This is a genomic window from Pseudogemmobacter sp. TB195, assembly GCF_058313095.1.
The window spans coordinates 122,995-144,334 of sequence record NZ_JBZEGG010000007.1; the positions used below are offsets into that span (position 1 = coordinate 122,995).

Annotated in this window: 19 protein-coding genes; 8 read left to right on the forward strand and 11 right to left on the reverse strand. The window is 62.7% G+C overall.

Going from position 1 to position 21,340, the window contains the following annotated elements; all coding sequences use genetic code 11:
* Position 1: 1 nt before the first annotated feature.
* On the reverse strand, positions 2-1,789 hold the full coding sequence (locus AC4FS3_RS09260) for a Hint domain-containing protein (protein ID WP_491020307.1): 1,788 nt from the start codon (positions 1,787-1,789) through the stop codon (positions 2-4).
* 135 nt (positions 1,790-1,924) lie between these two features.
* Positions 1,925-3,439, reverse strand: a complete 1,515-nt coding sequence (locus AC4FS3_RS09265; protein ID WP_491020308.1) for an MFS transporter — start codon at positions 3,437-3,439, stop codon at positions 1,925-1,927.
* Between the two features lie 82 nt (positions 3,440-3,521).
* Between AC4FS3_RS09265 and AC4FS3_RS09270 the strand changes: the two genes are divergently transcribed.
* The 4 genes from AC4FS3_RS09270 (at position 3,522) to AC4FS3_RS09285 (ending at position 5,281) form a co-directional block, all read left to right on the forward strand.
* Positions 3,522-4,082, forward strand: a complete 561-nt coding sequence (locus tag AC4FS3_RS09270; RefSeq protein ID WP_491020309.1) for a TetR/AcrR family transcriptional regulator — start codon at positions 3,522-3,524, stop codon at positions 4,080-4,082.
* A 319-nt stretch (positions 4,083-4,401) separates the two neighbouring features.
* The gene (locus AC4FS3_RS09275) at positions 4,402-4,590 is read left to right on the forward strand and encodes a hypothetical protein (protein ID WP_491020310.1); all 189 of its coding nucleotides are present in this window, start codon (positions 4,402-4,404) and stop codon (positions 4,588-4,590) included.
* A 164-nt stretch (positions 4,591-4,754) separates the two neighbouring features.
* The gene (locus AC4FS3_RS09280; protein ID WP_491020311.1) at positions 4,755-4,961 is read left to right on the forward strand and encodes a hypothetical protein; all 207 of its coding nucleotides are present in this window, start codon (positions 4,755-4,757) and stop codon (positions 4,959-4,961) included.
* On the forward strand, positions 4,958-5,281 hold the full coding sequence (locus AC4FS3_RS09285) for a hypothetical protein (RefSeq protein WP_491020312.1): 324 nt from the start codon (positions 4,958-4,960) through the stop codon (positions 5,279-5,281). Before AC4FS3_RS09280 ends, AC4FS3_RS09285 begins: the two co-directional genes overlap by 4 nt.
* A gap of 13 nt (positions 5,282-5,294) precedes the next feature.
* Here AC4FS3_RS09285 and AC4FS3_RS09290 read toward each other — a convergent pair whose 3' ends face one another.
* Together AC4FS3_RS09290 and AC4FS3_RS09295 are read right to left on the reverse strand one after the other, a co-directional pair.
* Entirely contained in the window at positions 5,295-6,638 is a 1,344-nt protein-coding gene (locus tag AC4FS3_RS09290) for an ATP-binding protein (RefSeq protein ID WP_491020313.1), read from the reverse strand.
* A gap of 3 nt (positions 6,639-6,641) precedes the next feature.
* Positions 6,642-7,370: a response regulator transcription factor gene (locus tag AC4FS3_RS09295; RefSeq protein WP_198835085.1), complete on the reverse strand. Its 729-nt coding sequence runs from the start codon at positions 7,368-7,370 to the stop codon at positions 6,642-6,644.
* A gap of 281 nt (positions 7,371-7,651) precedes the next feature.
* On the opposite strand from AC4FS3_RS09295, the gene AC4FS3_RS09300 reads away from it, so the two are divergent.
* From AC4FS3_RS09300 to AC4FS3_RS09310, 3 genes are all read left to right on the forward strand, one after another.
* Positions 7,652-9,922 (forward strand): FepA family TonB-dependent siderophore receptor, encoded by a 2,271-nt coding sequence (locus AC4FS3_RS09300; RefSeq protein ID WP_491020314.1) that lies wholly within the window; start codon positions 7,652-7,654, stop codon positions 9,920-9,922.
* 61 nt (positions 9,923-9,983) lie between these two features.
* Complete coding sequence (locus AC4FS3_RS09305) at positions 9,984-11,378, forward strand: YncE family protein (RefSeq protein WP_491020315.1); 1,395 nt, start codon at positions 9,984-9,986, stop codon at positions 11,376-11,378.
* Between the two features lie 119 nt (positions 11,379-11,497).
* Positions 11,498-12,370, forward strand: a complete 873-nt coding sequence (locus AC4FS3_RS09310) for a MurR/RpiR family transcriptional regulator (RefSeq protein ID WP_491020316.1) — start codon at positions 11,498-11,500, stop codon at positions 12,368-12,370.
* An 11-nt stretch (positions 12,371-12,381) separates the two neighbouring features.
* Here the strand turns inward: AC4FS3_RS09310 and AC4FS3_RS09315 are convergent, their stop codons facing one another.
* The 7 genes from AC4FS3_RS09315 to AC4FS3_RS09345 all read right to left on the reverse strand — a co-directional run bounded on the left by AC4FS3_RS09315 (position 12,382) and on the right by AC4FS3_RS09345 (position 19,999).
* Positions 12,382-13,143, reverse strand: a complete 762-nt coding sequence (locus AC4FS3_RS09315) for a sulfite exporter TauE/SafE family protein (RefSeq protein ID WP_491020317.1) — start codon at positions 13,141-13,143, stop codon at positions 12,382-12,384.
* Positions 13,144-13,230: 87 nt separating this feature from the next.
* On the reverse strand, positions 13,231-14,421 hold the full coding sequence (locus AC4FS3_RS09320; protein WP_491020318.1) for a Gfo/Idh/MocA family protein: 1,191 nt from the start codon (positions 14,419-14,421) through the stop codon (positions 13,231-13,233).
* 9 nt (positions 14,422-14,430) lie between these two features.
* Complete coding sequence (locus tag AC4FS3_RS09325) at positions 14,431-15,210, reverse strand: ATP-binding cassette domain-containing protein (protein ID WP_491020319.1); 780 nt, start codon at positions 15,208-15,210, stop codon at positions 14,431-14,433.
* Positions 15,210-16,328 carry an ABC transporter permease gene (locus AC4FS3_RS09330; protein ID WP_283179004.1) on the reverse strand — a complete coding sequence of 373 codons (1,119 nt, stop codon included), beginning with the start codon at positions 16,326-16,328 and terminating at the stop codon, positions 15,210-15,212. The genes AC4FS3_RS09325 and AC4FS3_RS09330 overlap by 1 nt, the downstream gene beginning before the upstream one ends.
* A gap of 62 nt (positions 16,329-16,390) precedes the next feature.
* A complete protein-coding gene (locus tag AC4FS3_RS09335; RefSeq protein WP_283179005.1) occupies positions 16,391-17,335 on the reverse strand; it encodes a sugar ABC transporter substrate-binding protein in 945 nt (314 codons plus the stop codon).
* A gap of 72 nt (positions 17,336-17,407) precedes the next feature.
* The gene (locus AC4FS3_RS09340) at positions 17,408-18,517 is read right to left on the reverse strand and encodes a phytanoyl-CoA dioxygenase family protein (RefSeq protein ID WP_491020320.1); all 1,110 of its coding nucleotides are present in this window, start codon (positions 18,515-18,517) and stop codon (positions 17,408-17,410) included.
* 441 nt (positions 18,518-18,958) lie between these two features.
* Entirely contained in the window at positions 18,959-19,999 is a 1,041-nt protein-coding gene (locus AC4FS3_RS09345; RefSeq protein WP_491020321.1) for a LacI family DNA-binding transcriptional regulator, read from the reverse strand.
* 156 nt (positions 20,000-20,155) lie between these two features.
* Between AC4FS3_RS09345 and AC4FS3_RS09350 the strand changes: the two genes are divergently transcribed.
* On the forward strand, positions 20,156-21,289 hold the full coding sequence (locus tag AC4FS3_RS09350; RefSeq protein ID WP_491020322.1) for a fatty acid desaturase family protein: 1,134 nt from the start codon (positions 20,156-20,158) through the stop codon (positions 21,287-21,289).
* Positions 21,290-21,340 lie beyond the last annotated feature (51 nt).

Here is a 21,340-nt window from a genome sequence, read left to right on the forward strand (position 1 = left end):
CTCAGGCGCTGTGCCGCATTTCGGCGGCAGAGCCTTGCATCTGATCACAGGCACAAAGCCCGTGCCGGAGATGGCGCCGCACCAGATCGCGGCCCTCGCGGCCGTTGAGCAGCCGCCGCGCCGGATCAGGCAGGCGCGTGGCAAGCCCTGGCAGGACCGTAAGGATCTCGGCCAGCGCGCCGGGGCGCAGCATTTTCTGCGCCTCAGGCCCGGGCAGGAAGGATTCCGCTGCCGCCCCCTCGGCGTGGATCACTTCATGAGCATCAAACAGCAGATGGAAATATTCGGTCTCTGACGCGTCCTCGCAGATCGCAATCCCGTCAAAACCGCTCATATGCTTTGCCGCAAGCAGGATCCCCTCCCGCGCGAAAAGATGGCTGACAATGCGCGAGGACATCAAAAACCGGTGCTGCTGCGACACGACAAGATCGCGCAGCGGCAGACCATTGCCAAGCGCTCCCGCCCGGAGCCGGACCGGGCGCAGCCCCGGATCCGCCTGCATCTGCGGCGCGCTTACCTGGCGCGAGCCGATCCAGCGCAGCACCTGCGGCCCGTGATCCAGTGTCAGCACGAGATCGCCCGCCACCAGATCTTCGACCGCAATTTCGCCCCTGGGCGTCGCAATCCTGGTGCCGCGCGTGAAACAGATCACACCGGTCGTTTCGGTGTTCAGCGCCATGGCGTCGACCGTCATGCCGCCATTCTGGATCCGCAGCCCGCCCGCAACCGCGTTCAGCACCCCATCCGCCAGATCGGCGCGCATCCATTGCAGCGGATTGCCATAGGTCTGGCCGGGATGTGCGGCATTCCAGGCGTCCAGTGCCGCGTGATTGTAATAGGCGGTCAGGTCGACGAAGTCATTGTTGAGGCTGTTGCCGTCATTGATCGCCCCGGTATTGCCGGTGCCGAAATCGGCGATCAGAATCTGCCCGGTCGTGGTATTGATGTAAAAGACGTCATTGCCGTCACCGCCGTAAAGCGTGTCATTGCCGCCATCGGCGTAAAGCGAGTCGCGGCCCGCGCCGCCATAAAGCAGATCAGATCCCGCGCCGCCGTAAAGCCGGTCATCGCCGACATCACCGTAAAGCGTATCATTCCCGGCATCGCCATATAGAATATCATTGCCGTCACCGCCAAAGGCTGTGTCATTGCCGGCGCCGCCATAGATCAGATCGCTGCCGCCATCGCCGCGGATAATGTCGTTATCGGCATCGCCATAGAGCGTATCATTGCCCTCACCGCCCTCGACCGTATCATTGCCGGTGCCGCCGTAAATCGTGTCATTGCCGGTGCCGCCATAAAGCGAATCGTCGCCGCCGCGGCCCTCGATACTGTCGTTTCCGGCGCCGCCGCTGATATGGTTCGTATAGGAATCGGCCCCGGTCCCCATCTCGTCATAACCGATCAGCGTATCGTCGTAGCTGGACCCGACAATGCCATCCACGCCTGCATAAGTGTCGCCGGCAGCATGGCCTCCCGACCCGGTCCAGGTCGTCAGGTTGACATTCACCGCTGCGTTGGAGGCCGAATAATCAACAATATCAAGACCGGCGCCGCCGCTCAGGTAATCTGCGCCCTCGCCGCCGACCAGAGTATCCGCCCCATCGCCGCCATAGAGCGAGTCATTGCCCGCGCCGCCATAGAGAAGATCGTCGCCGGCCTCGCCGTTCAGAACGTCATTGCCACCGCCGCCGTAAAGTGTGTCGTTTCCCGCGCGGCCGTTAAGCGTATCGGCGCTGTTACTGCCCGTCAGAGCATCATTGCCGTTCGAACCATTATACGTTGGCATGGTGAGGGTTCCACACGAGGAAGACCGCCAAAGAACACAGCGGCCCGTACTGTCTACCCTCCCGTTATGATTAAAGTTCGACAAGATTGCGGCGGATTACCGACGCGGCAACAGGCGCCGCGCCGGGTCTGTCAGTCAGGCATGCGGGCGGATCTCTTCGCCCTTTTCTGCGCCAGCCTGGTCGCGGGTCTTGTGGCGGATCACCAGCCCGGCAAGGACCAGGGCAAGAATGGCCGCGACGGTGACCCCGGTGAAAGCCTGTTCAAAGGCCGCGCGGGCCAGGGTGATCACCTGATCGGCCTCACGCTGCGGCAGGCTGGCCGCAAGGATCAGCGCCTCGTCGAGACTGTCGCGCGCCTCGCCTGCGATGGCGATGCCTTCGGGCAGAACGAGGCTGCGGGTGTAAAGCGCTGACATCAGGCTGCCCAGCAGCGCCACGCCAAGGGCGCCGCCCAGCTCATAGGACACTTCCTCGACCGAGGCCGCCATGCCCGCCCGCTCTTCCGGCGCCGAAAGCATGATCGCGACCGACGCTCCGGTCATCGCCGCGCCGATCCCGAAGCCCATCACCGTCAGGGCGGCCAGCCAGGCCCAGGCCGGGCCCTGATGCAGTGCCAGATAGGCCGCCAGCGCGAAGCCTGACAACAGAAGCGACCCCCAGAGCACCCGTGACGCGCCAAGACGCGGCAGCGCCAGCCCGGTCAGCGGCCCGGACAGGAACGAGGCCAGCGGGATCGGCAGGATCAGCAGCCCGGCCTCAAGCGGAGAGAGCCCATCGACCAGCTGCAGACGCTGGCTGAACACCAGCTCGAACCCGATCAGCGCCGCCGAAGCGGTCAGCGCGGTCACCACACCGGCCGAAAACCGGGCATTGCGGAACAGGCTGAAGTCGATCAGCGGTCGGCTCGCGCGCAGCTGGCGGCGCAGGAAGATCCACATGGCGAGCGCCCCGATCCCCGCCGAAAGCGCCAGCGCCAGCAGATCCGGTTCGCGTTTGGCAAGTTCCTTGATGGCAAAGACGAGGCCGACCAGTCCGACCATCACCTGGACCGATCCGGCCAGATCCCAGGGGCTGTCAGGATTGCCCGGACGCCGCTTCAGGAGCATTGCGCCGCTGATCAGCGCCAGGATCACCACCGGCACATTGATCAGAAAGACCGAACCCCACCAGAACCATTCCAGCAGCACGCCGCCCACCACCGGGCCAAGCGCCGCCCCACCCGAGGCGACCGCCGCCCAGATGCCGATCGCGAATGCACGTTCTTTCTCATCGGTGAAGGTCAGCCGGATCAAAGACAGCGTGGCCGGCATCATCATCGCGGCCCCTAGCGCCAGCAGCACCCTCGCGAAGATCAGCATCGAAGGCGTGGGCGAGAAAGCGGCGACCACCGAGGCGAGGCCGAAGACGCCCAGCCCCGCAAGGAACATCTGCTTATGGCCCAGCCGGTCGCCGAGCGTCCCCAGCCCAGGCAAAAGCCCGGCTACGACCAGCGGATAGGCATTGACGATCCAGAGTTTCTCGGTTGCCGTAGCACCGAGATCATGGGTCAGGCGCGGCAATGCGGTATAGAGAACCGTCATATCGATGACGATCAGGAACAGGGCACTTGAGATAATGGCAAGAACAAGCCAGCGATTGGCGGCAGACATCGGAGGGATCCGTTACTCGGTGAGGGCGTCATGCGCCCCGGCTGCAATATAAATACAACTGCATTGAAATGAAAGAGCCAAGATGTCGGGACGCCCGCGCAGCATAGACCGCGAGAAACTGCTTGATGCGGCGGAAGCAATTGTCGCGGCTGAAGGCGCGGCGGGACTGAGCTTTGGCGCTCTGGCAAAAGCCGCCGGGGTCACGCGCGGTGGCGTGCAATATGCCTTTGGCACCAAAGAGAACCTGATCCGCGCCATGGTCGACCGCTGGTCGGACAGTTTCGAAACCGATGTGCTGGGCGACCTTGGCCCCGACCCGACGCCACAGGCGGTGATCCAAAGCCATGTCCGCGCCAATGTCGCGGCGGCCGATGCCGATTTTGCCCGCTCGGCCATGATGATGACCGCGATTTTCCAAAGCCCGGACCAGGTGGCTGAAACCCGGGCCTGGTATGACAGGCGGCTGGGCGGGCTTGATGTCAGCCGCCCCGAAGACCGCGACGCCGCCATTGCCTTTCTAGCCAGCGAGGGGGTGTTTTTCCTCAGGAGCTTTGGGCTGATCGGGCTGGATGACGCCGCCTGGCAACAGATCTTCGCCGGAATCACGCGCCTTGCGGCTGGCCCGGGCGAAAGCGAACCCTGACGGGGCCGAACCTCTGTGGATCGCTCCGCAAAGGCATCAGCTCAGCCCGGTTCAGCACAAGACCCGGCCAGGCGCTCTGGCTCTGCCGTCGCCATTCTGACCCGCCTGAGGCTCGATCCGGCGCTTTGTACCCGCAGCAGCCTTGCGCCATTCTCGCCGGTCACCGGCGAAGCAATCACACGCCTGCCAGTGATGCTATCACCTGCCCGTATGCGGCCTTCCGCATCTGGCGCCTCGTTCCGGCCCTTCGGCGCGGCAAGCCGGTGCGGCTCCCGGGGCGGAGCATCGGGCGGCGTGAACCGAACCCGGACGGCTCTTTGTGCAGGAGCGCATCACACGGGCACTGCTTCCCTGGCTGCGCAAGGCCGGGGCCCCGGCCTCCATCGGGCTCCCCCTGATCTCTGCGCCGCTGGTCGGGCCGCTGACTGACCGCGCCGCGTTTGACGCTGTGCAAAAGCCCATTGCCGCTGCCCGCGCGCCTGATGGCCAGGTGACCGGCGGCGAGTAGGGGCGTGTCGAAGGTGCTGCCACCTTCTGGATCCGCCCGGCCCTGATCGAACTGCAATTGGCACGGGGTTCTCTTCATCGATCTTCACCGCCGATCTGCCCGAGACAGAGCAGCGCCCCTCGGCGGCGGGCGCGAAAGCGGCCCGGACGCGTGGAGGGGGGCATATGCGGCGCAAGACCAATACGATCAAATACCCCAACAGACTGCGGCGGGGCCAGGGCGTGGTTTCGACACTGGTTGAGCGCCTCGCGCGCCGCTCATCGAGAATTGCACTGCTGTTCGTGCCGCATTGGGGTAAACTCGACCGCAAGGCAGATGCCGGGGGGAAGATGGCAAGGAACAGGCGGCGCGCCATGACAGGTCGGCGATGACAGAAAAGGGCCTCTCTGCGCCCCAGAAGGCATTGCTTGCCGAAGCACAAATCGCGCCGGGCGGGATCCTGTCGCTGAAAGACGATCCGCGTGGCGAAGAGGTGGTAGCCCTGGCCGAGCGGCTGACCGATCTTGGCCTGTTGCGCATCGTGACCGCGCGGCGCTACCGGCTGAGCGATGCTGGCCGGGCCGCGCTCGAGGTGAAAGCGGGGCAACGCCGCGCCGCCCGCAGCCAGCCCGCCGGGGCTGCAATTGATGCCGGAGCAGAAGCCGGAAAACCACCGGGATTCTGGGCCCGCCTTTTTGGAGGCAAAAGTTGATTTCTGGCCCGGTTCACTCCGCCAAACCCGGCTGAACCTGGCCAGATGGCAGCTGCAATTCCACCTCCAGGCCGCCACCCGCCCGGTTCCTCAGCGCCATCGTGCCGCCATGCGCTGCGACGATCTTGCGGGTGATCGCGAGGCCGAGACCAATGCCGCCGGTCTCGCGTGAGCGGCTTTCCTCGCCGCGGACAAAGGGCTGCAGCACATCGGCAAGCCGGTTCTCCGGGATCCCCGGGCCGCGGTCGCTGACCGTAATCACCGCCGCCCCCCGGATACGTTCAAGGCTCACCCGGGCCGAGCCCGCATAGCGCTGCGCATTGTCGATCAGATTGCAAACGGCGCGGCGGATCGCCACCTCCTGCACCGGAGCGATCACCGGCTCATGCGCCGCGAGATGTACCCCCGCCCCCGCGCAAAGACCGGCCAGCACCTCGCGCAGATCGGTCTCACGGCGCTCTTCTTCCGGCCCGGATCCGGTGGTGTAGCGCAGGATATCATCGGTCATAACCGTCATATCTTCGAGGATGCGGATCATCGGCAGGCGCAGCGCATCCTCATCTACCCCTTCGACGCGCAACCGCAGGCTGGTGATTGGCGTGCGCAGGTCATGGCCGACTGACGCCAGCATCCGTCGCCGGTCTTCTTCAAATGCGGCGATCTGGCTTTGCATCGTGTTGAACGACGTCGCCGCATCGCGGATCTCGCGCGGGCCGGTTTCAGTCAGGCGCACCGAATGATCCCCCCGCCCTGCCGCCAGCGAGGCAGCGGCCAGCTTTTGCAGCGGGCGCGTCATCTGGTTCAGGAAGAAAAGCCCGATCGCCAGTGCCACCGAAAGCGACGCGATCAGCGGGATGAAAAACGTCGATTTCTGCCGCCAGACATTGGAGAGACCCAGCGGATAGACCAGTGAATTGAGCCATTCCTCCTGACGCACGCCCTTGGCCAGCTGGACCGAGATGATCAGAAGCGCCGGGCTGCGCAGATCGGCGCTTTGCCGGGCGACGGGCCGGGCCACCAGGATCACATGGTTCGGCAGCGCACGGCGGATCTCATCGGCGATATCACCCAGCTCCTCCCCCGCATTGCGGGTCAGCGGGTCAGGTTCGATGGAAAAACGGGTGTAGCCGGTCATCGAGCGTGTGACGATCGCCTCGCCGGTCTCGCGGTCGGTCTCTTCAATGGTGTCGATCAGCGCGACCAGACGACCCATATCATGCTGCACCCGGATCGCCTGGTCAAAGGCCGACCCTTCCTGCGCCAGAAGCCAGGCGGCGGCGACATTGCAAAACAACAGCGAGGCAATCAGCAAAAGCGCGAAACGGCCATGGATACTGTCAGGAAGACGAAACTGCATGCCTCAGCCGTCCGGCCGGACATCGTCAACAATCCGGTAGCCGCCACCCCAGTCGGTCAGCAGGATCTTCGGCGCCCGCGCATTGTCCCCAAGCTTGCGCCGCAGCCGGAAAATGCAATTGTCGGCGGCACGCATCGTCGTCGTATCCCCCTTTCGGCTGATCAGCTTTGCGATGTCCTCGCGGCTCAGGACCCCGCCCGCATGATCAAGCAGCGCCTCAAGCAGCCGGTTCTCGCCCGAGGTCAGCCCGACCTCGGCCCCGTCGGGCAGCAGTACCGCCTGTAGCTGAGGATCATGCACGATCCCGGCAAAACGCCGTCTTTCCCGCGCCGGCCCGGGCTTTGCGAGGCTGCCCCGCCGCAAAACGGCATGAATGCGCGACAAAAGCTCGCGCGGATTGAAGGGTTTGGTCACATAATCATCAGCGCCCAGATCGAGGCCCCGGATCTTATTGGCGTCACTGTGCAGCGCCGTCAGCATGATCACCGGAATGCGCGCCCCGGTGCTGCTGTTCATCAGCGCGCGGTAAAAACTTAACCCGTCTTCGCCCGGCATCATCAGATCAAGGATGATGAGGCTGATCGTTTCATCGTGCAAAACCGCCCGCGCCTCATCCGCCGATGCGGCGCCAACCGCTTCCACCCCGTTCTTCGCGAGATAGTGGCAAAGCGGATCGCGGATATCGGCGGCGTCATCGACCACCAGCAGTTTCGGTATGGATGTCTTCTGCATTCGCCAGGGGCCCCCGGAGCCTCGGCTGCCGGAATGATGTCCAGGAGATTCCTCCGACCGGAGCCAAACCCATAGTAAACTCGACCACCGGTCCGGACAACGTGGCGAGGTTGTCACATTCCTGAGTGAATTTCCAGGACAAATCCGGCGAAACCCGTCAGCCAGAGACAGTTCGCGACAGTTCTGTCGCAAACGGCTTGCCCCGCCCGGGTGTCGCGGCATGAACCGGGCCAAAGCCCGCATTCAGCCAGCCAGAAACCCCGATTCCACGGAGTCTTGTGATGCAGACCCATTCATCGCGCCTTGCATCCGGCACGGCGCTGTTTCTGGTGCTTTCCACCGGTTTTTTGGTGACCCCGGCCCTTGCCCAGTCGGGCTCGGAAGAGGACGAGGCGGTCGAACTTGGCACCATCGTTCTTTCGGCCGAAGACCAGATCAAACAGGCGCTCGGCGTCTCGACCATCACCGCAGAAGATCTGGCAAAAACCCCGGTGATGAATGACATCTCGGAAGCCGTGCGCAAGATGCCGGGCGTCAACCTGACAGGGGCCTCGGCTTCGGGTCAGCGCGGCAACCAGCGCCAGATCGACCTGCGCGGCATGGGGCCGGAAAACACCCTGATCCTGATCGACGGCAAACCGGTCAATTCGCGCAATGCGGTCAAGATGGGCCGGAATGGCGAGCGCGACACCCGGGGCGATTCCAACTGGGTTCCGGCAGAGCTCATCGAGCGGATCGAAGTCATTCGCGGCCCGGCGGCGGCGCGCTACGGTTCGGGTGCCTCGGGCGGTGTGGTCAATATCGTGACCAAACGCCCTGACAGTTTTACCGGTCAGGTCGGGCTGCATTACACCGCGCCCGATAACAGCAAGGAAGGCGACAGCTATCGCGGGTCTTTCATGCTGGCGGGCCCGGTGGGCGAGAGGCTCAGCCTGCGGATCTTCGGCGGCTATAACAAGACCAATGGCGATGCGGCCGATCTCAACCCTCCGACCGCGACCGGTGCCACGCCCCTGGCCGGCAAAGAAGGTGTTTCGAACAAGGATATCGGCGCTCTGGCCACCTGGAAGATCGCCGAGAACCACGAGCTGGATTTCGAGATGAACTTCTCGCGCCAGGGCAATAAATTCGCCGGCGACTCGCAGCTTGGCAGCTGGCCGGCGAACTCGGCCACCCAGCCCCATATCGTCGAGGACTACCTGGGGCTTATCGGCACCGAAACCAATAAGATGTACCGCCGCACCTTCGCGATCACCCATCGCGGCGACTATGATTTCGGCACGTCGAACAGCTTTATCCAGCTGGAAAACACCACCAATACGCGGCTTTGTGAAGGCGTCGCCGGTGCAGGCGAGGGCCGGATCAGCTATTGCGCGGATGCCGATGGTGATGGCGTCAATGACAGCTTCGCCTTCCGCACCCTCAAGCTGGAAAACATCACCGCCAAGTCGGAATGGATCCTGCCGATGCATCTTTTCGGCCGTGGCGCGACGGTGACGCTGGGCGGTGAATTCCGCCGTGAGAAGATCGACGATCCGGTCTCGATCGTCACCAGCCTGCCCGGCTCCATCACCGACCCGACGCTGATCAACAATGCCGCCAGCCGCGACCCGGTTCTCGCGATGAACCGCGTCGGGCTTTATGCCGAAGCCAATATCGAATGGTCGGACAATCTGATCATCACCCCCGGCCTGCGTTACGACTATTCCAGCGATTTTGGCGGCAATGCCTCGCCCAGCCTGAATGCTGAATACCGTTTCAGCGATGAATGGAAGATGAAGCTCGGCATCGCCCGCGCCTTCAAGACGCCTAACGTGTTCCAGCTGAACCCGGGCTATGTCTATACGACCAACGGAAATGGCTGTCCCTGGGTCAATGGTGTGCGTCTGACCGGCCCCTGTTTTGTGGTCGGCAATCCCGATCTTGATCCCGAGATCAGCGTCAACAAGGAAATCGGGTTCGCCTATGAGGGCGATAACGGCATCAATGCCAGCCTGACATATTTCCACAATGACTATAAGAACAAGATCCAGTCGGGCCAGATCCAGGAAAATCCCGGCGCCACCACCAACCGCCTGTTCCGCTGGGAAAACACCGGGCCGGCTGTGGTCGAGGGGATCGAGGGCAATTTTGCCACCCGGCTCAGCGACACGATCTCCCTGAACACCAATGTCACCTATATGATCGACTCGAAGATCAAATCCACCGGCCAGCCGCTTTCGCTGGTCCCCGACTATACGATCAATGCCACGCTTGACTGGCAGGCCCGCGACGATCTGGGCTTCTCGCTCGGCGCCACCCATTACGGCCCGATCCAGCCTTCGGCGATCAGCTCGGTGTCCGGTGCGGTCACCACCGACCCCAATGAGCGCGGCGGCTACACCCTGTTCAATATCGGCATGAACTGGGATGTCACCGAGACCGCCCGCATGACCGCCGGTGTGACCAACCTCCTCGACAAGAAGATCTACCGCACCGAGACCAGCGGTGGGTCGAACACCTTCAACGAGCCAGGGCGTGCCTTCTATGTCGGCCTGACCAAATCCTTCTGAGCGACGCAATTGTTCCGGCCGGACGATCCGGCCGGGCTCCTCCCTGTCAGAAAGAAACATCATGCTTTCCAAAGTATTCCGCCCGCTTCTCAGCGCCTCGACCCTTGCGATCCTGCTGGCTGGCCCGGTCTCAGCCGATAGCGTCTTCACACCGGTCCGGGATTTCCAGGGCCGCGTCAGCGCCGCCAGCTCCGAGCGCGGCGCGCCGGTCTATACGGGCAGCAAGGTCACCATTTCGGGCGAAGGGCTGATCCCCGATCAGGAAATCACCCTGATGCGCGGCCCCAATGTCCTGAACGCCGACGGCCCGCTGCTGGTCGATGCCGAAGGCGCATTCAGCTTTGACCTTGACGTCGATGCCGATGCCGCAACCGGGCTGCAGCCGATCCTGGTCATTGCCGAAAACCCCGCCGCCGCCGAGGTGGTGACGCTGAAAATCTCTCCCGAAGTGCCACTTTCGGGCGCAGATAAATTCACCATCGCCAATGGTCCGGTGACGCGTGGCCTCTATCAGGTGGCTTATTCGAAAGCCTCGGATGCGGTGTTCGTGACCTCGGCCGTCGGCCGCCCGCCGGTCAAGCAATCGGCGCTGACCAAGCTTGATGCCAATACGCTGGAACAGCTGGCCCAGGTCACACCCGAGGCCGCACCCGCGCGCGAGAATGGCGAGGATGCCGGGCTTTTCGCGGTTTACGGCGTGGGCGTGGATGATGTGAATGGCAATGTCTGGGTGACAAACACCCGGCAGGACACCATTTCGGTCTATAAGCAATCCGACCTTTCTCTGGTCCGGCAATTCGCGCCGGGCTCGGTCAACCATGCCCGCGATGTGGTGATCGACGAGGCGAATGGCCGGGCCTATGCCTCGGCCACCCGCACCGGCAATATCGAAGTGTTCGACACCGCAACGCTGGAGCAGCTGGCACCGATCACCATCACTTCGGGCGAACGCGGCGGTGCATGGTCGGCGATGGCGCTGGATATCGACCCGGCCTCGGGCATTCTCGTCAATGTTTCGATGAGCACCAATGAGCTTGCCGTGATCGATCTGAAATCGGGCGATGTCAGAGTGATCGCGCTGCCCGGTGCCAAAGGTGCCGCCGGTGTGGCCTATGATGCGGCCCAGGGCCTTGCCTTTGTCGTCTCGCAGCAATCGGACAATGTGCTGGTGGTCGATGTCGCGAAAGGCGAGGTGATCCATGATGTGGCGGTCGGCGCGCAGCCGCTGAACGTCACCTATGACGCGGCCTCGAATGCCGCCTATATCGCCAATCGCGGTGCGGGCACGATCACGGTGGTCAATGGTCAGGGCGAAATCCTCGCCAATCTTGACGCCGGCAACTCGACCAACCAGCTCCGGGCCGATGGCCAGGGCCGGATCTGGGCGGTGAACAAGGCGCGCGGCGAAGACGATCCGACCGGCGACAATCTCTGGCGCCTGACGCCGGCACAATAATACCGCAAGAACAACGGAGCCCCGGCTGTCGTCGGGGCTCCACATCGCGGTGGCCTGATCTGCAATGGCTCTTGGATTTTTGCAAAACCTGTTGCAAAATACTGGAGGGAGACCTCCGCATGACCGATATGACGCCGCCGAAAGACTATGAAGAGCTGATCCGCCTCATCCATGAGCGCCATGATCAGATGAGCAAGACCTATCAGCGGATCTCGGTTTTCCTGACCCAGAACCCCAATGAGGTCGCGGTGCAATCGGTCAATGCGATTGCCGAGCGCTGTGGCATCCATGCGTCCAGCTTTGTGCGCTTTGCCCAGGCCCTGGGATATAAGGGCTTCAAAGAGCTGCAGGCGCTGTTCCAGCGCCGCCTTGCAACCGCTGCGCCGGGGTTCGAGGCCCGGGTCAAGCTGCTGGAAACCGAGCTGCACACCTCGGGCGGGCGCTCAGAGCTGAGCTTCCTCAGCGATCTGGTGGTGCGCGATATCGCCTCATTGCAGGAAATGCTGAACGACATCCGCCAGGAAGATCTGGTCCAGGCCGCGACCCTCTTTCAGGAGGCCGAGACGGTTTACCTTGTGGGTCAGATGCGCTCGCTCCCGGTGGTGGAGCTGATGCGCTACCAGCTGACCATGATCGGAAAACGCTGCATTCTTCTGGATTCCGCAGGCGGTCTTTCGACCTATGTCGCCCGCACCATGGGGCCGAAGGATGTTCTGATGGCGGTCTCGTTCCGGTTCTATGCGAAAGAGGTTGTCTCCATCGTCGAAGAGGCGGGCGCGCGCGGCGTGGGGATCGTGGCGATCTCGGACAGCACGCTGTCACCGCTGGCGAAATCGGCGGCCGTGCTGTTTCCGGTGCCGGAACATGACTACACCTTCTCACGCTCGCTGGCGGCGCCGATGTGTCTGGCGCAGGCGCTGACGGTCGCGGTGGCAGCGCGGGTGCAGCAAAATGTCGAGGCGCCCCGTATCCCGACCGTAACGGGAACCTGATACCCCCTGATCTATAGCCCCGCCAGCCCGTCCCCGATAAGCTTGACCGCGACCAGCGCGACCGAGACATAGGTCAGCAGATAGAAGATATCGGCCCGCATCCGCCGGACGGCCCAGGCCCCTGCCCAGGTCGAGACAACCGCAAGAGGCAAAAGCAGCGCCGAGGCGGTGAGGTTTTCGGCCCCGAACTGGCCAAGCGCGAAATAGGCGATCAGTTTCAGCGCATTGGTGATCGCGAAGAACATCACCAAAGTGCCGGTGTAGAGCTTCGGATCCAGCTTCAGCGGCATCATATAGATCTGCAACGGCGGCGCACCGGCATGGGCAACAAAGCTGGTATAGCCCGCAATACCGGCCCAGACCTGCGCCTGGGCCGGGCGCTGTCCGCGAGGGCGCACCTCTCGCCGCATCAGATGCTGGCCGAGGACGCGCAGCACGAAAGCGGCAGACACCACGCCCACAATCAGCCGCACCACGGCATCCGAGACCATCTCGGCGGTGAACCAGCCAATGCCGATCCCGGCCAGCGCGCCGGGCATCAAAAGCGCAATCAGCCGCCAGTCGACCCATTTGCGCCAGCTCGCGACGCTGACCACATCCATCACCACCAGCACCGGCAGCAGAATCGCGGCCGCCGTCACCGGCGACATCACCATCGCCATGATCGGCACGCCCAGAAGGCTCATGCCGCCAAGACCACCCTTTGACAGCCCGACAAGGATCACCGCGATCAGGGTGGCGATCAGCGCGGCAGGCGTGTCAAGGATCGGCATCTCGTCACCATATTAAAAACCTGGCCCGGCGCGAGGGAACGCCGGGCCATCATGTGACCAGGGAGCGGGCCACATGAAAGCGGCGGATCAGTCGCGATCCGCCATCTGGGTCCAGATGCCGCCCGCCTCATGGCTGTCGGCGCAGGCTTCGACGAAATTCATGCCTCTGAGCCCGTCTGCGACACCGGAGAGCCTGGTCGAGGCCTGACCCAGATCGCGCCCTGAGCGGCGGGCGGCAATCACCAGGCCCGCTTCGGCGTAAAGATTGGCCCAGGCGTCGGTGAGGGTCTCGCCATGGCCGCGCGGCAGATGGATCAAAGCTTCGGCTGCCGGGCGGATGCCCTGGGCGGCACCCCTGCGGAAGATACGCTCTTCGGCCCCGGCGGGGGTGAAACGCAGCTCTTCGGGCTTTTCCTGATCCCAGTCGAGCGCGCCCTTATCGCCCCAGACCCGGATCCTCAGCGCGCAATATTGCCCGATCGCCGCATTGGAAAGCTGCATCGTCGCCGGCGCGCCATTGCTGAGTTTCAGCCCGATATGGGCGGTATCCGGCTGCGGTTTCGCGCCGCCACAGGTGAACATATCGGCACGCAGACTGGCCACGTCGAGGCCGGTGACGGTATGAAGCAGGTGATATGCATGTGTGCCAATATCGCCCACGATCGAGCTGCGGCCCACCCGTTTGGGATCCTGCCGCCAGGGCGCGCCATCCAGGGCTTGCGCCGCCAGGTTCCAGTCCTGGAGATATTCGACATGCACCTGCGCAATGCGACCCAGGGCACCCTCATCGACCAGTGCGCGAGCCTGGCGCACCATAGCGTGATGCGAGAACGGATAGGTCATGGTCAGGCTGACGCCGGTCTTTTGCTGCACCGCGACCAGTGCCTCGGCATCCGGCAGCATCGCCGTCATCGGCTTATCCAGGATCACGTCGATCCCGGCCTCGAGAAAGGCAATCGCCACCGCCGCATGGCTGTCATTCGGGGTGCAGATCGCCACCGCGTCGATGCCATCGGGCCGGGCGGCCTCGGCCCGCGCCATCTCGCGGTAGTCACTATAGCTGCGATCCGCCGGGATGACCCAGTCGGCGGCTGAGAGCGCCGCAGTGTCGGGGCGGGAAGACAGCGCCCCCGCCACGACATCGAAATGGTTCGAAAGCCGCGCGCCCGAGAAGTGCCAGCTGCCCACGAGCCCGCCCCGCCCGCCGCCCACAAAACCAAGGCGAAGGCGCCGCCCCAGTGGGGGCTGACGCAGATTGCTTCTGTCCGTAAAGCTCATCGCTTTTCCTTAAATCGTGCCGCCCAGCGAGGATTCCAGCTCGGCCAGTTCCTGCCCGCCCGCCATCAGATCCTGCAGACGCGCGGCATCGACATCGCCCTTGGTCGCGGTGCCCAAAGTCTGGCCCCGGTTCAGCACGGTGAACCTGTCGCCAACCGCCATGGCATGGCGCACGTTATGGGTGATGAACACAACGCCGATGCCCTGCTTTCTGACCCGGTCGATGGTGCCCAGCACATTCGCGGTCTGGCGCACGCCCAGAGCCGAGGTCGGCTCGTCAAGGATCAGAACCTTCGCCCCGAAATAAACGGCGCGGGCAATGGCGACGGTCTGGCGTTCGCCCCCGGAAAGGGTGCCCACCGCCTGATCCGGGCCGCGCAGGTTGATCCCCATCTTCTTCATCTCGGACATGGTGACCTCTTCGGCCCTTTTCATATCGAGATTGCGGAAGGGCCAGATGCCTTTTTCCGGCTCGCGCCCCATCCAGAAGTTGCGCACCACCGACATCAGCGGGATCATCGCGAGATCCTGGTAGACGGTGGCGATGCCCGCCCCCATAGCGTCACGGGGGGATTCAAAAGTGACGGGTTTGCCTTCGATCACCATCGTTCCGGAAGAGGGCCGGTGCACCCCCGACATCGTCTTGATGAAGGTCGATTTCCCCGCCCCGTTATCCCCCAGCAGGCAATGGCATTCACCTGCTTTGACATCAAAAGAGACACCGTTCAGCGCGATTACATGGCCGAAGTTCTTCTTGATATTGCGCATTTCCACGATTGGAGTCGTCATCAGCGTTCTCCCGTGATGATGCGGCGGATATAGGTGTTCATGATGACGGCGACCAAAAGGATGGCGCCAAGGAAGACCCGGAACAGCGAGCTTTCGGCATTGGCGAAGAACAGGCCCTGCTGCACGACCCCGAAGATCACAGCGCCCAAAGCCGCACCGATCACCGATCCGTACCCGCCGGTCAGAAGCGCGCCGCCGATCACCACGCAGATGATGGCCTCGAATTCTTTCAGCATCCCGCGGTCAGCTGCGGCCGAGCCGAATTCCATTACCTGGCAGGTGGCGAAGACACAGGCGCAAAAGGCCGAGAACATGAACATCGAGATTTTCACCCGGTTCACCGGCACGCCGACATAGCGCGCGGCCTGGGCGTCGCCGCCCGAAGCAAAGATCCAGTTGCCGAATTTGGTGCGGGTCAGAAGCAGATGGCCAAGGATGACCAGCGCCAGCGCCCAGACAACCAGCATCGGGATGCCGTCAACCACCGGCTGCCCCGCGCGCGAGCCGCGGGTGAAGGTGGCAATCCAGCCCGCCTCGCCCATCCAGGCGAAAAAGCCGGTCAGGATCTTGCCGCCAAAAACCGGCGCAAGCCAGTCGCCCTGGGCTTTCTCGGCGACGCCGCCGATAATGGTCTGGCGGGTGAAATAGACCGAGCCCCAGATTGTCAGGCCCCGCAGGATGAACAGGAATGCAAGCGTCACGATGAAAGAAGGCAGCCCGGTCTTGACCACAAGCCAGCCGTTCAGCGCGCCGATCAGCATACAAAAGGCAAAGGTAAACAGGATTGCCGCCCAGAGCGGCCAGCCCATATGCACGGAAAGGATCGCCATCACGGTTCCGGCAAAGCCGATCATCGAGCCGGTCGAAAGGTCGAACTCGCCCGCGATCATCAGGAGGCAGGCGCCGACCGCAATGATCATGAACTGCGCGGAGACCACGGTCCAGTTCATGATGCCTTCGGCCCGGAACATGCCGGAATCGCCGGCGATGGCACCGAACAGCAGGAAGACAAGGATGGTGCCGCAAATGCCGCCCAGTTCGGGCCGGATCAGCGCGCGGCGCAAGGGCGAGACGGTTCTGACGCGCTCGTCTTTTTGAGCCTGGACGGCTTCTGTCATTTGGATAATCCCCACAGGTAAAACGGGCCGGGTGCGTTTTGTGCCCCGGCCCTTGCACCAGATCAGCGATATTCGCCGGCGAGAGACTCGACGAATTCGATATTCTCTTTGGTGACGAAGCCCGGACCGGTGAAGACCGAGTTCGACGGCGCCACGCCATAACGGACATAGGCGGTCAGAACCTGGATCGGCACCGAGCCTTGCAGGAAGGGCTGCTGATCGATGGCGAAATTGATGGTGCCGTCTTTGATCGCGCCTGAGATTTCCGACGACAGGTCAAAAGTGCCGAAATAGATTTCGCCATCGAGACCAAGTTCCTTGACCGCACGGATCGAGGGCTCGGCCGAATTCGGACCAAGGGTCAGGATCGCGCCGGTATCGGGGTTCGCGGTCAGATAGGCTTTCACTTTATTGGCGACTTCCGACGGGTCCATGCCCGAGTCGATCATCTGGCTGCCCAGTTCGACGCCCAGACCGTCGGCAAAACCACGGCAACGCTCTACCGATGCAGGATTGGTGATATAGTGGTTGACGCAAAGAAAGGTGGTGATCCCCGCCTCTTTAGCACGCTCGCCTGCGCCGAGACCCGCCTCATATTCCGGCTGACCGACATGGAGCAGCGCACCGAGTTTCTTGCTTTCTTCGACAGTGCCCGAGTTCACGGTGACGACCGGGATCCCCTTGGCGACGGCGTCCTTGATCGGGCCTTCCAGCACATTGTAATCGGCGATGGTAACGATGATACCGTCGACATCGGCGGCGGCGGCCTGCTGTACGATCCGCGCCATATCGGCGAGGTCGCCGGTCGCGGGGTTACGGTATTCGGTGTTCACACCCATCTGCTCATTGGTGACCTTGATCGCATTCTTGATCACGTTGAACCAGCTGTCACTGTCCGGGCCATGGCTGATCCAGACGAATTGCTCGCCTTCTGCCTTTGCAGAGCTGACCATAGCGGTCACCGCAAGAACCGCCCCGATGGCGACCGATCTCAGCATTGATTTCATTGTGGTAATCCTCCCTTTGCGGCTTCCCTCTGTGACCGCCGGAAGCCATGGCGGATTCTGGTTTGACAGGTGTTACGGGCGGCGTTTTGCCTCCTGCGCGTCCAGCGCTGCGTCGAGCCTTGCGGCATCCCAGCCCTCAGACACCGCGCGCGCCAGCAGATCCTGCTGGGTTTCAGGCGCAAGACCGCCAATCGGCGGATCGGTGTCGAGATTGGTCGGGAAGGGATAGCCATCCGCCGTGGCCGCGATCACCGCATGCCGGCCCCCGGGCGACAGCGCTGCGAGATGCGGGAATACGGCGCGGCACATCGCCGTGCGGTCAATCGCCTCCATATGACGGGCGAAAGCGCTTGCCGTCTGGATCAGGTTCACCATCCGCACAACGTCAGAGGTTTTGTTCTCGCCCGCCGCATGGAACAGAGCCGGGCTGAAAAAGATCGCATCGCCCTTTTCCAGCGGCAGCTGGACATGGGCCGTCTCGAAATAGTCGCGGAATTCCGGCCGGGTTGCCGCAATATAGCCCTGCAGGAAGCGCTGCGAATGCGGCAGCAGTTTCGTGGTTCCGCTCTCGACCGGCATATCACAATGCGCGACGCCGCCTTGCAGGATCAGCGTCGGGCCGGTCGCGTGGATATGATCCGGATATTGCGCCATCTGATCCGGCGACATGAAGCCAAGGTGATAGTCGCGATGCGGTGCCTGTGCCTTGCCGCCAGGACGGACCTGGTTCACCTGAGTTGCGATCTGATAGCCCGGCCCAAGCCAGGCGCGGCAGGCAATATCAATCACCGGATTGGCCATATAGCGGGCATAAACCGCCGGATCATGCAGGCAGAGCTTTTGCAGGCTGTTCCAGATCCGGTCATTGGCGCCGGCCTTGGCGAAATGGTCGCCTGCCGCAACGCCGGTCTCACGCTCATGCGCGATAATGGCGCGAAACGCGTCCGAGGCCGCATCAATCGCGCCTTTGTCCGCAAAGGCATTTTTAACCACGAAAACCCCGGCGCCCTCGCCGATCACCCGCGCCCATTCGCGTGAAATCTCTGCGCTGACACGCGCGCCATCATAGATCGGAATATTCTTTTCAATGGCGATGGCCGAGGGGCAATGCTCGATGGTGGTCACCGTCTCCACCTGAGCGCGAAACTCTTCAAGACTGATCTCGGGGACCAAATCCTTCACGATGCTCTCCCTTCATCGTCGACCTGTCGGATCAGGCGATAAGACATCAGCCGACCGTGCCGGCCCCGCGTCCTCCACGCGATGCCGGTTGTCTGCTTCTGTAAAATTGCAACCTGATTAGTTTGGCAATATTGATTGCAGAAATTTGAGTGTGTCAACCTTTAATTCAGAAATCTGTCCTGATCCCAATGGGTGCATCTGGCGCGCGGGCGCGGATTTGATTTAAAAAAATGATTTATCTTATTGGGTTATTTGAATTTTCTGACCTCACACGGTGCAACCGTCCCCATGGCAGCGGCACCGGGTTCGATTGCGGTCTTGCAATTTTCCTTGCAGAAAATTGTCCCCCGGCAAGTCCCGGTCTTTGATTCGATCCGCAGCAAAGCCCCTTCAGTCCTGCATCCTCACGGCAGTCTCAGGGCCCATTGCAGCCCGCCGCTGTCAGATGCTCTCGGGCAGGATCAGCCGCATGGGCAGGAAAACCTGGCCCCGGCCCTCCGCCACCGCCTCGCCCCTGACCGCCTGTCGGGCGAGGGTGACCAGCGAGGCGCAGATCTCGCGCAATGGCGTGTCGATCACCAGCGACACGATGCCCTCGGCCATCGCGCGCCGTGTCGTCTCGGTCAGTTCATTGGCGATCACGTCGATCTCGCCATGGCGGCGCTCTTCGCGCACCGCGCGGATCACGCCATTGCGCCCGCCGCCGCAGCAATAGATGCCACAAAGCGATTTATGCCGCGCCATCAGCGCAATTGCCGCCTCATAGGTCAGATCATCCGTGTCGAGATTGATCTGGGTATCGAGCAGGACCAGATCCGGCCGCTCACGACGGATATAGCTGCGAAACCCGGTCTCGCGCAGCTCATGCCCATGCCAGAGCTGGCCGCCGACAAACAGCGCGAGCGCGCCCCCTGCCCCTTTGGGCACGCCCCGCGCCAGCATCGCCGCCGCCACCCGCCCGACCTTGAGATTATTGACCCCCAGACAGGCATGGCGCACGCCCTGGGCCAGGTCGGATAACAGCGCGATCACCGGGATGCCTTTGGCCTTCAGATCCGCCACTGCCTCGGTGACCCTGGGATGATCCACCGCGACGAGGCCGATCGCCTGCACTTTCGGCGCCAGCCGTTCCAGCGCGGCAATACTGGCGGCGGGGCTGGAATTGGCGGCATATTCGGTCACGATACGGAGCCGCAGGCCGGTTTGGGCAAGGGCTGCCGCCTCGGCCTCGGCCTGGAACTGGCGGTAGAAGTCCGGCTCGGTCGGCAAAAGCACCAGGCCGATGGTCAGGCTTTCCTTTTCACCGATCAGGCGTTTCTCCAGCAGCGGGGCGGCGTGAAACCCCATCTCTCGGGCGACGTCCAGCACGTGCATCGCAGTGGCCTGCCGGACCGTGCTGCGCCCGTTCAGCACCCGGTCGACGGTGGCGGTGGAAACCCCGGCAGCTTCGGCAAGATCGGTGATCGTCACACGTTTGCGCATCGGAAAAATCCATCAGAAACCATCATTACCCATCATCATTCTGATGTGAATTGCAATAAACGAATCTGGAAAATCGCAATTTTCGTTGCAATGCTATCGGGAGAGGCCGCAGGTCTGAGGTCAGGAACCGTCGCTGTGCCGGAGGGGAAACACAACATGAGCCATACGAACCGCGATTACGCGCTCCTGGGGCGCGATGCCAGGCTGGCCGAGGAGATCGGCCTCGTCTCCGCCCAGTGGTATCATACCGACCTGCCGCGCAAGGTGATGAAAGAGCTGATGACACGGTCGGATCAGCCCGCAATCCACGACACGATCATCCTTTTCGGGGTGATGATCGCCTCGGCGGGCGCGGGGATCTGGCTCTGGCCCTCCTGGTGGTCGGCGCCCTTCTGGCTGATTTACGGCGTGCTCTATGCCTCGGCGATGGACTCACGGTGGCATGAATGCGGTCATGGCACCGCGTTCAAAACCCGCTGGATGAATGATGCGGTTTATCAGGTCGCGTGCTTTTGCATGATGCGCAATCCGGTGACCTGGCGGTGGAGCCATACCCGCCACCACACCGACACGATCATCGTCGGCCATGATCCCGAGATCATCGCGATGCGCCCGGCGGTCGTCGCCCGGCTGATCCTGAATTTCTTCGGGATATTCGAGCTTTGGGGCAATGCAAAAACCACTTTGCAGCTGATCGCAGGCTATGTGCCCGAAACCACGAAGTCCTTCGTGCCGGAGCCCGAGCGCAAACGCGCCTTCCTGATCGCCCGCATCTGGGCGGTGATCTATCTGGGCATCGCGGCGCTGGCTTTCTGGATGCAGTCGATCCTGCCCTTCATGGTCGTGGGTCTGCCGATCCTCTTTGGCAGCTGGCATATGGTGATGACCGGCTACATGCAGCATCTGGGCCTGGCGGAAAACGTGCTCGACCACCGGCTGAATTCGCGCACCGTCTATGTGAACCCCATCTCACGCTTCATCTACTGGAACATGAATTTCCATGTCGAACACCACATGTTCCCGATGGTGCCCTATCATGCGCTGCCCCGGATGCATGAGCTGGTGAAACATGACATGCCACCCGCGCATCCCTCGATCCTTTCGGCCTATCGCGAGATTATCCCGACCCTGATCCGCCAGTTCAAAAACCCCGACTGGTTCGTGAAACGCGAGCTGCCTGCCAGCGCCCAGCCCTACCGCGCCGAATATCACGGCGACCTGGAACCTGGTGCCCCCACCCCCGGCATCGCAGGCTATGACGCGCAAGCGCGTCCGATCGCCGCCGAATAGCCCTGCCGGACACCCGCTCCCATCCCGCCCGATTGCCAGATATCTTTGGAG

What these genes read in the sequence shown, in the direction of transcription:
- AC4FS3_RS09260 (WP_491020307.1), bottom strand. Translation starts at nt 1,789, where the DNA reads ATGCCAACGTATAATGGTTCGAACGGCAATGATGCTCTGACGGGCAGT.
- AC4FS3_RS09265 (WP_491020308.1), bottom strand. Translation starts at nt 3,439, where the DNA reads ATGTCTGCCGCCAATCGCTGGCTTGTTCTTGCCATTATCTCAAGTGCC.
- AC4FS3_RS09270 (WP_491020309.1), top strand. Translation starts at nt 3,522, where the DNA reads ATGTCGGGACGCCCGCGCAGCATAGACCGCGAGAAACTGCTTGATGCG.
- AC4FS3_RS09280 (WP_491020311.1), top strand. Translation starts at nt 4,755, where the DNA reads ATGCGGCGCAAGACCAATACGATCAAATACCCCAACAGACTGCGGCGG.
- AC4FS3_RS09285 (WP_491020312.1), top strand. Translation starts at nt 4,958, where the DNA reads ATGACAGAAAAGGGCCTCTCTGCGCCCCAGAAGGCATTGCTTGCCGAA.
- AC4FS3_RS09290 (WP_491020313.1), bottom strand. Translation starts at nt 6,638, where the DNA reads ATGCAGTTTCGTCTTCCTGACAGTATCCATGGCCGTTTCGCGCTTTTG.
- AC4FS3_RS09295 (WP_198835085.1), bottom strand. Translation starts at nt 7,370, where the DNA reads ATGCAGAAGACATCCATACCGAAACTGCTGGTGGTCGATGACGCCGCC.
- AC4FS3_RS09300 (WP_491020314.1), top strand. Translation starts at nt 7,652, where the DNA reads ATGCAGACCCATTCATCGCGCCTTGCATCCGGCACGGCGCTGTTTCTG.
- AC4FS3_RS09305 (WP_491020315.1), top strand. Translation starts at nt 9,984, where the DNA reads ATGCTTTCCAAAGTATTCCGCCCGCTTCTCAGCGCCTCGACCCTTGCG.
- AC4FS3_RS09310 (WP_491020316.1), top strand. Translation starts at nt 11,498, where the DNA reads ATGACCGATATGACGCCGCCGAAAGACTATGAAGAGCTGATCCGCCTC.
- AC4FS3_RS09315 (WP_491020317.1), bottom strand. Translation starts at nt 13,143, where the DNA reads ATGCCGATCCTTGACACGCCTGCCGCGCTGATCGCCACCCTGATCGCG.
- AC4FS3_RS09320 (WP_491020318.1), bottom strand. Translation starts at nt 14,421, where the DNA reads ATGAGCTTTACGGACAGAAGCAATCTGCGTCAGCCCCCACTGGGGCGG.
- AC4FS3_RS09325 (WP_491020319.1), bottom strand. Translation starts at nt 15,210, where the DNA reads ATGACGACTCCAATCGTGGAAATGCGCAATATCAAGAAGAACTTCGGC.
- AC4FS3_RS09330 (WP_283179004.1), bottom strand. Translation starts at nt 16,328, where the DNA reads ATGACAGAAGCCGTCCAGGCTCAAAAAGACGAGCGCGTCAGAACCGTC.
- AC4FS3_RS09335 (WP_283179005.1), bottom strand. Translation starts at nt 17,335, where the DNA reads ATGAAATCAATGCTGAGATCGGTCGCCATCGGGGCGGTTCTTGCGGTG.
- AC4FS3_RS09345 (WP_491020321.1), bottom strand. Translation starts at nt 19,999, where the DNA reads ATGCGCAAACGTGTGACGATCACCGATCTTGCCGAAGCTGCCGGGGTT.
- AC4FS3_RS09350 (WP_491020322.1), top strand. Translation starts at nt 20,156, where the DNA reads ATGAGCCATACGAACCGCGATTACGCGCTCCTGGGGCGCGATGCCAGG.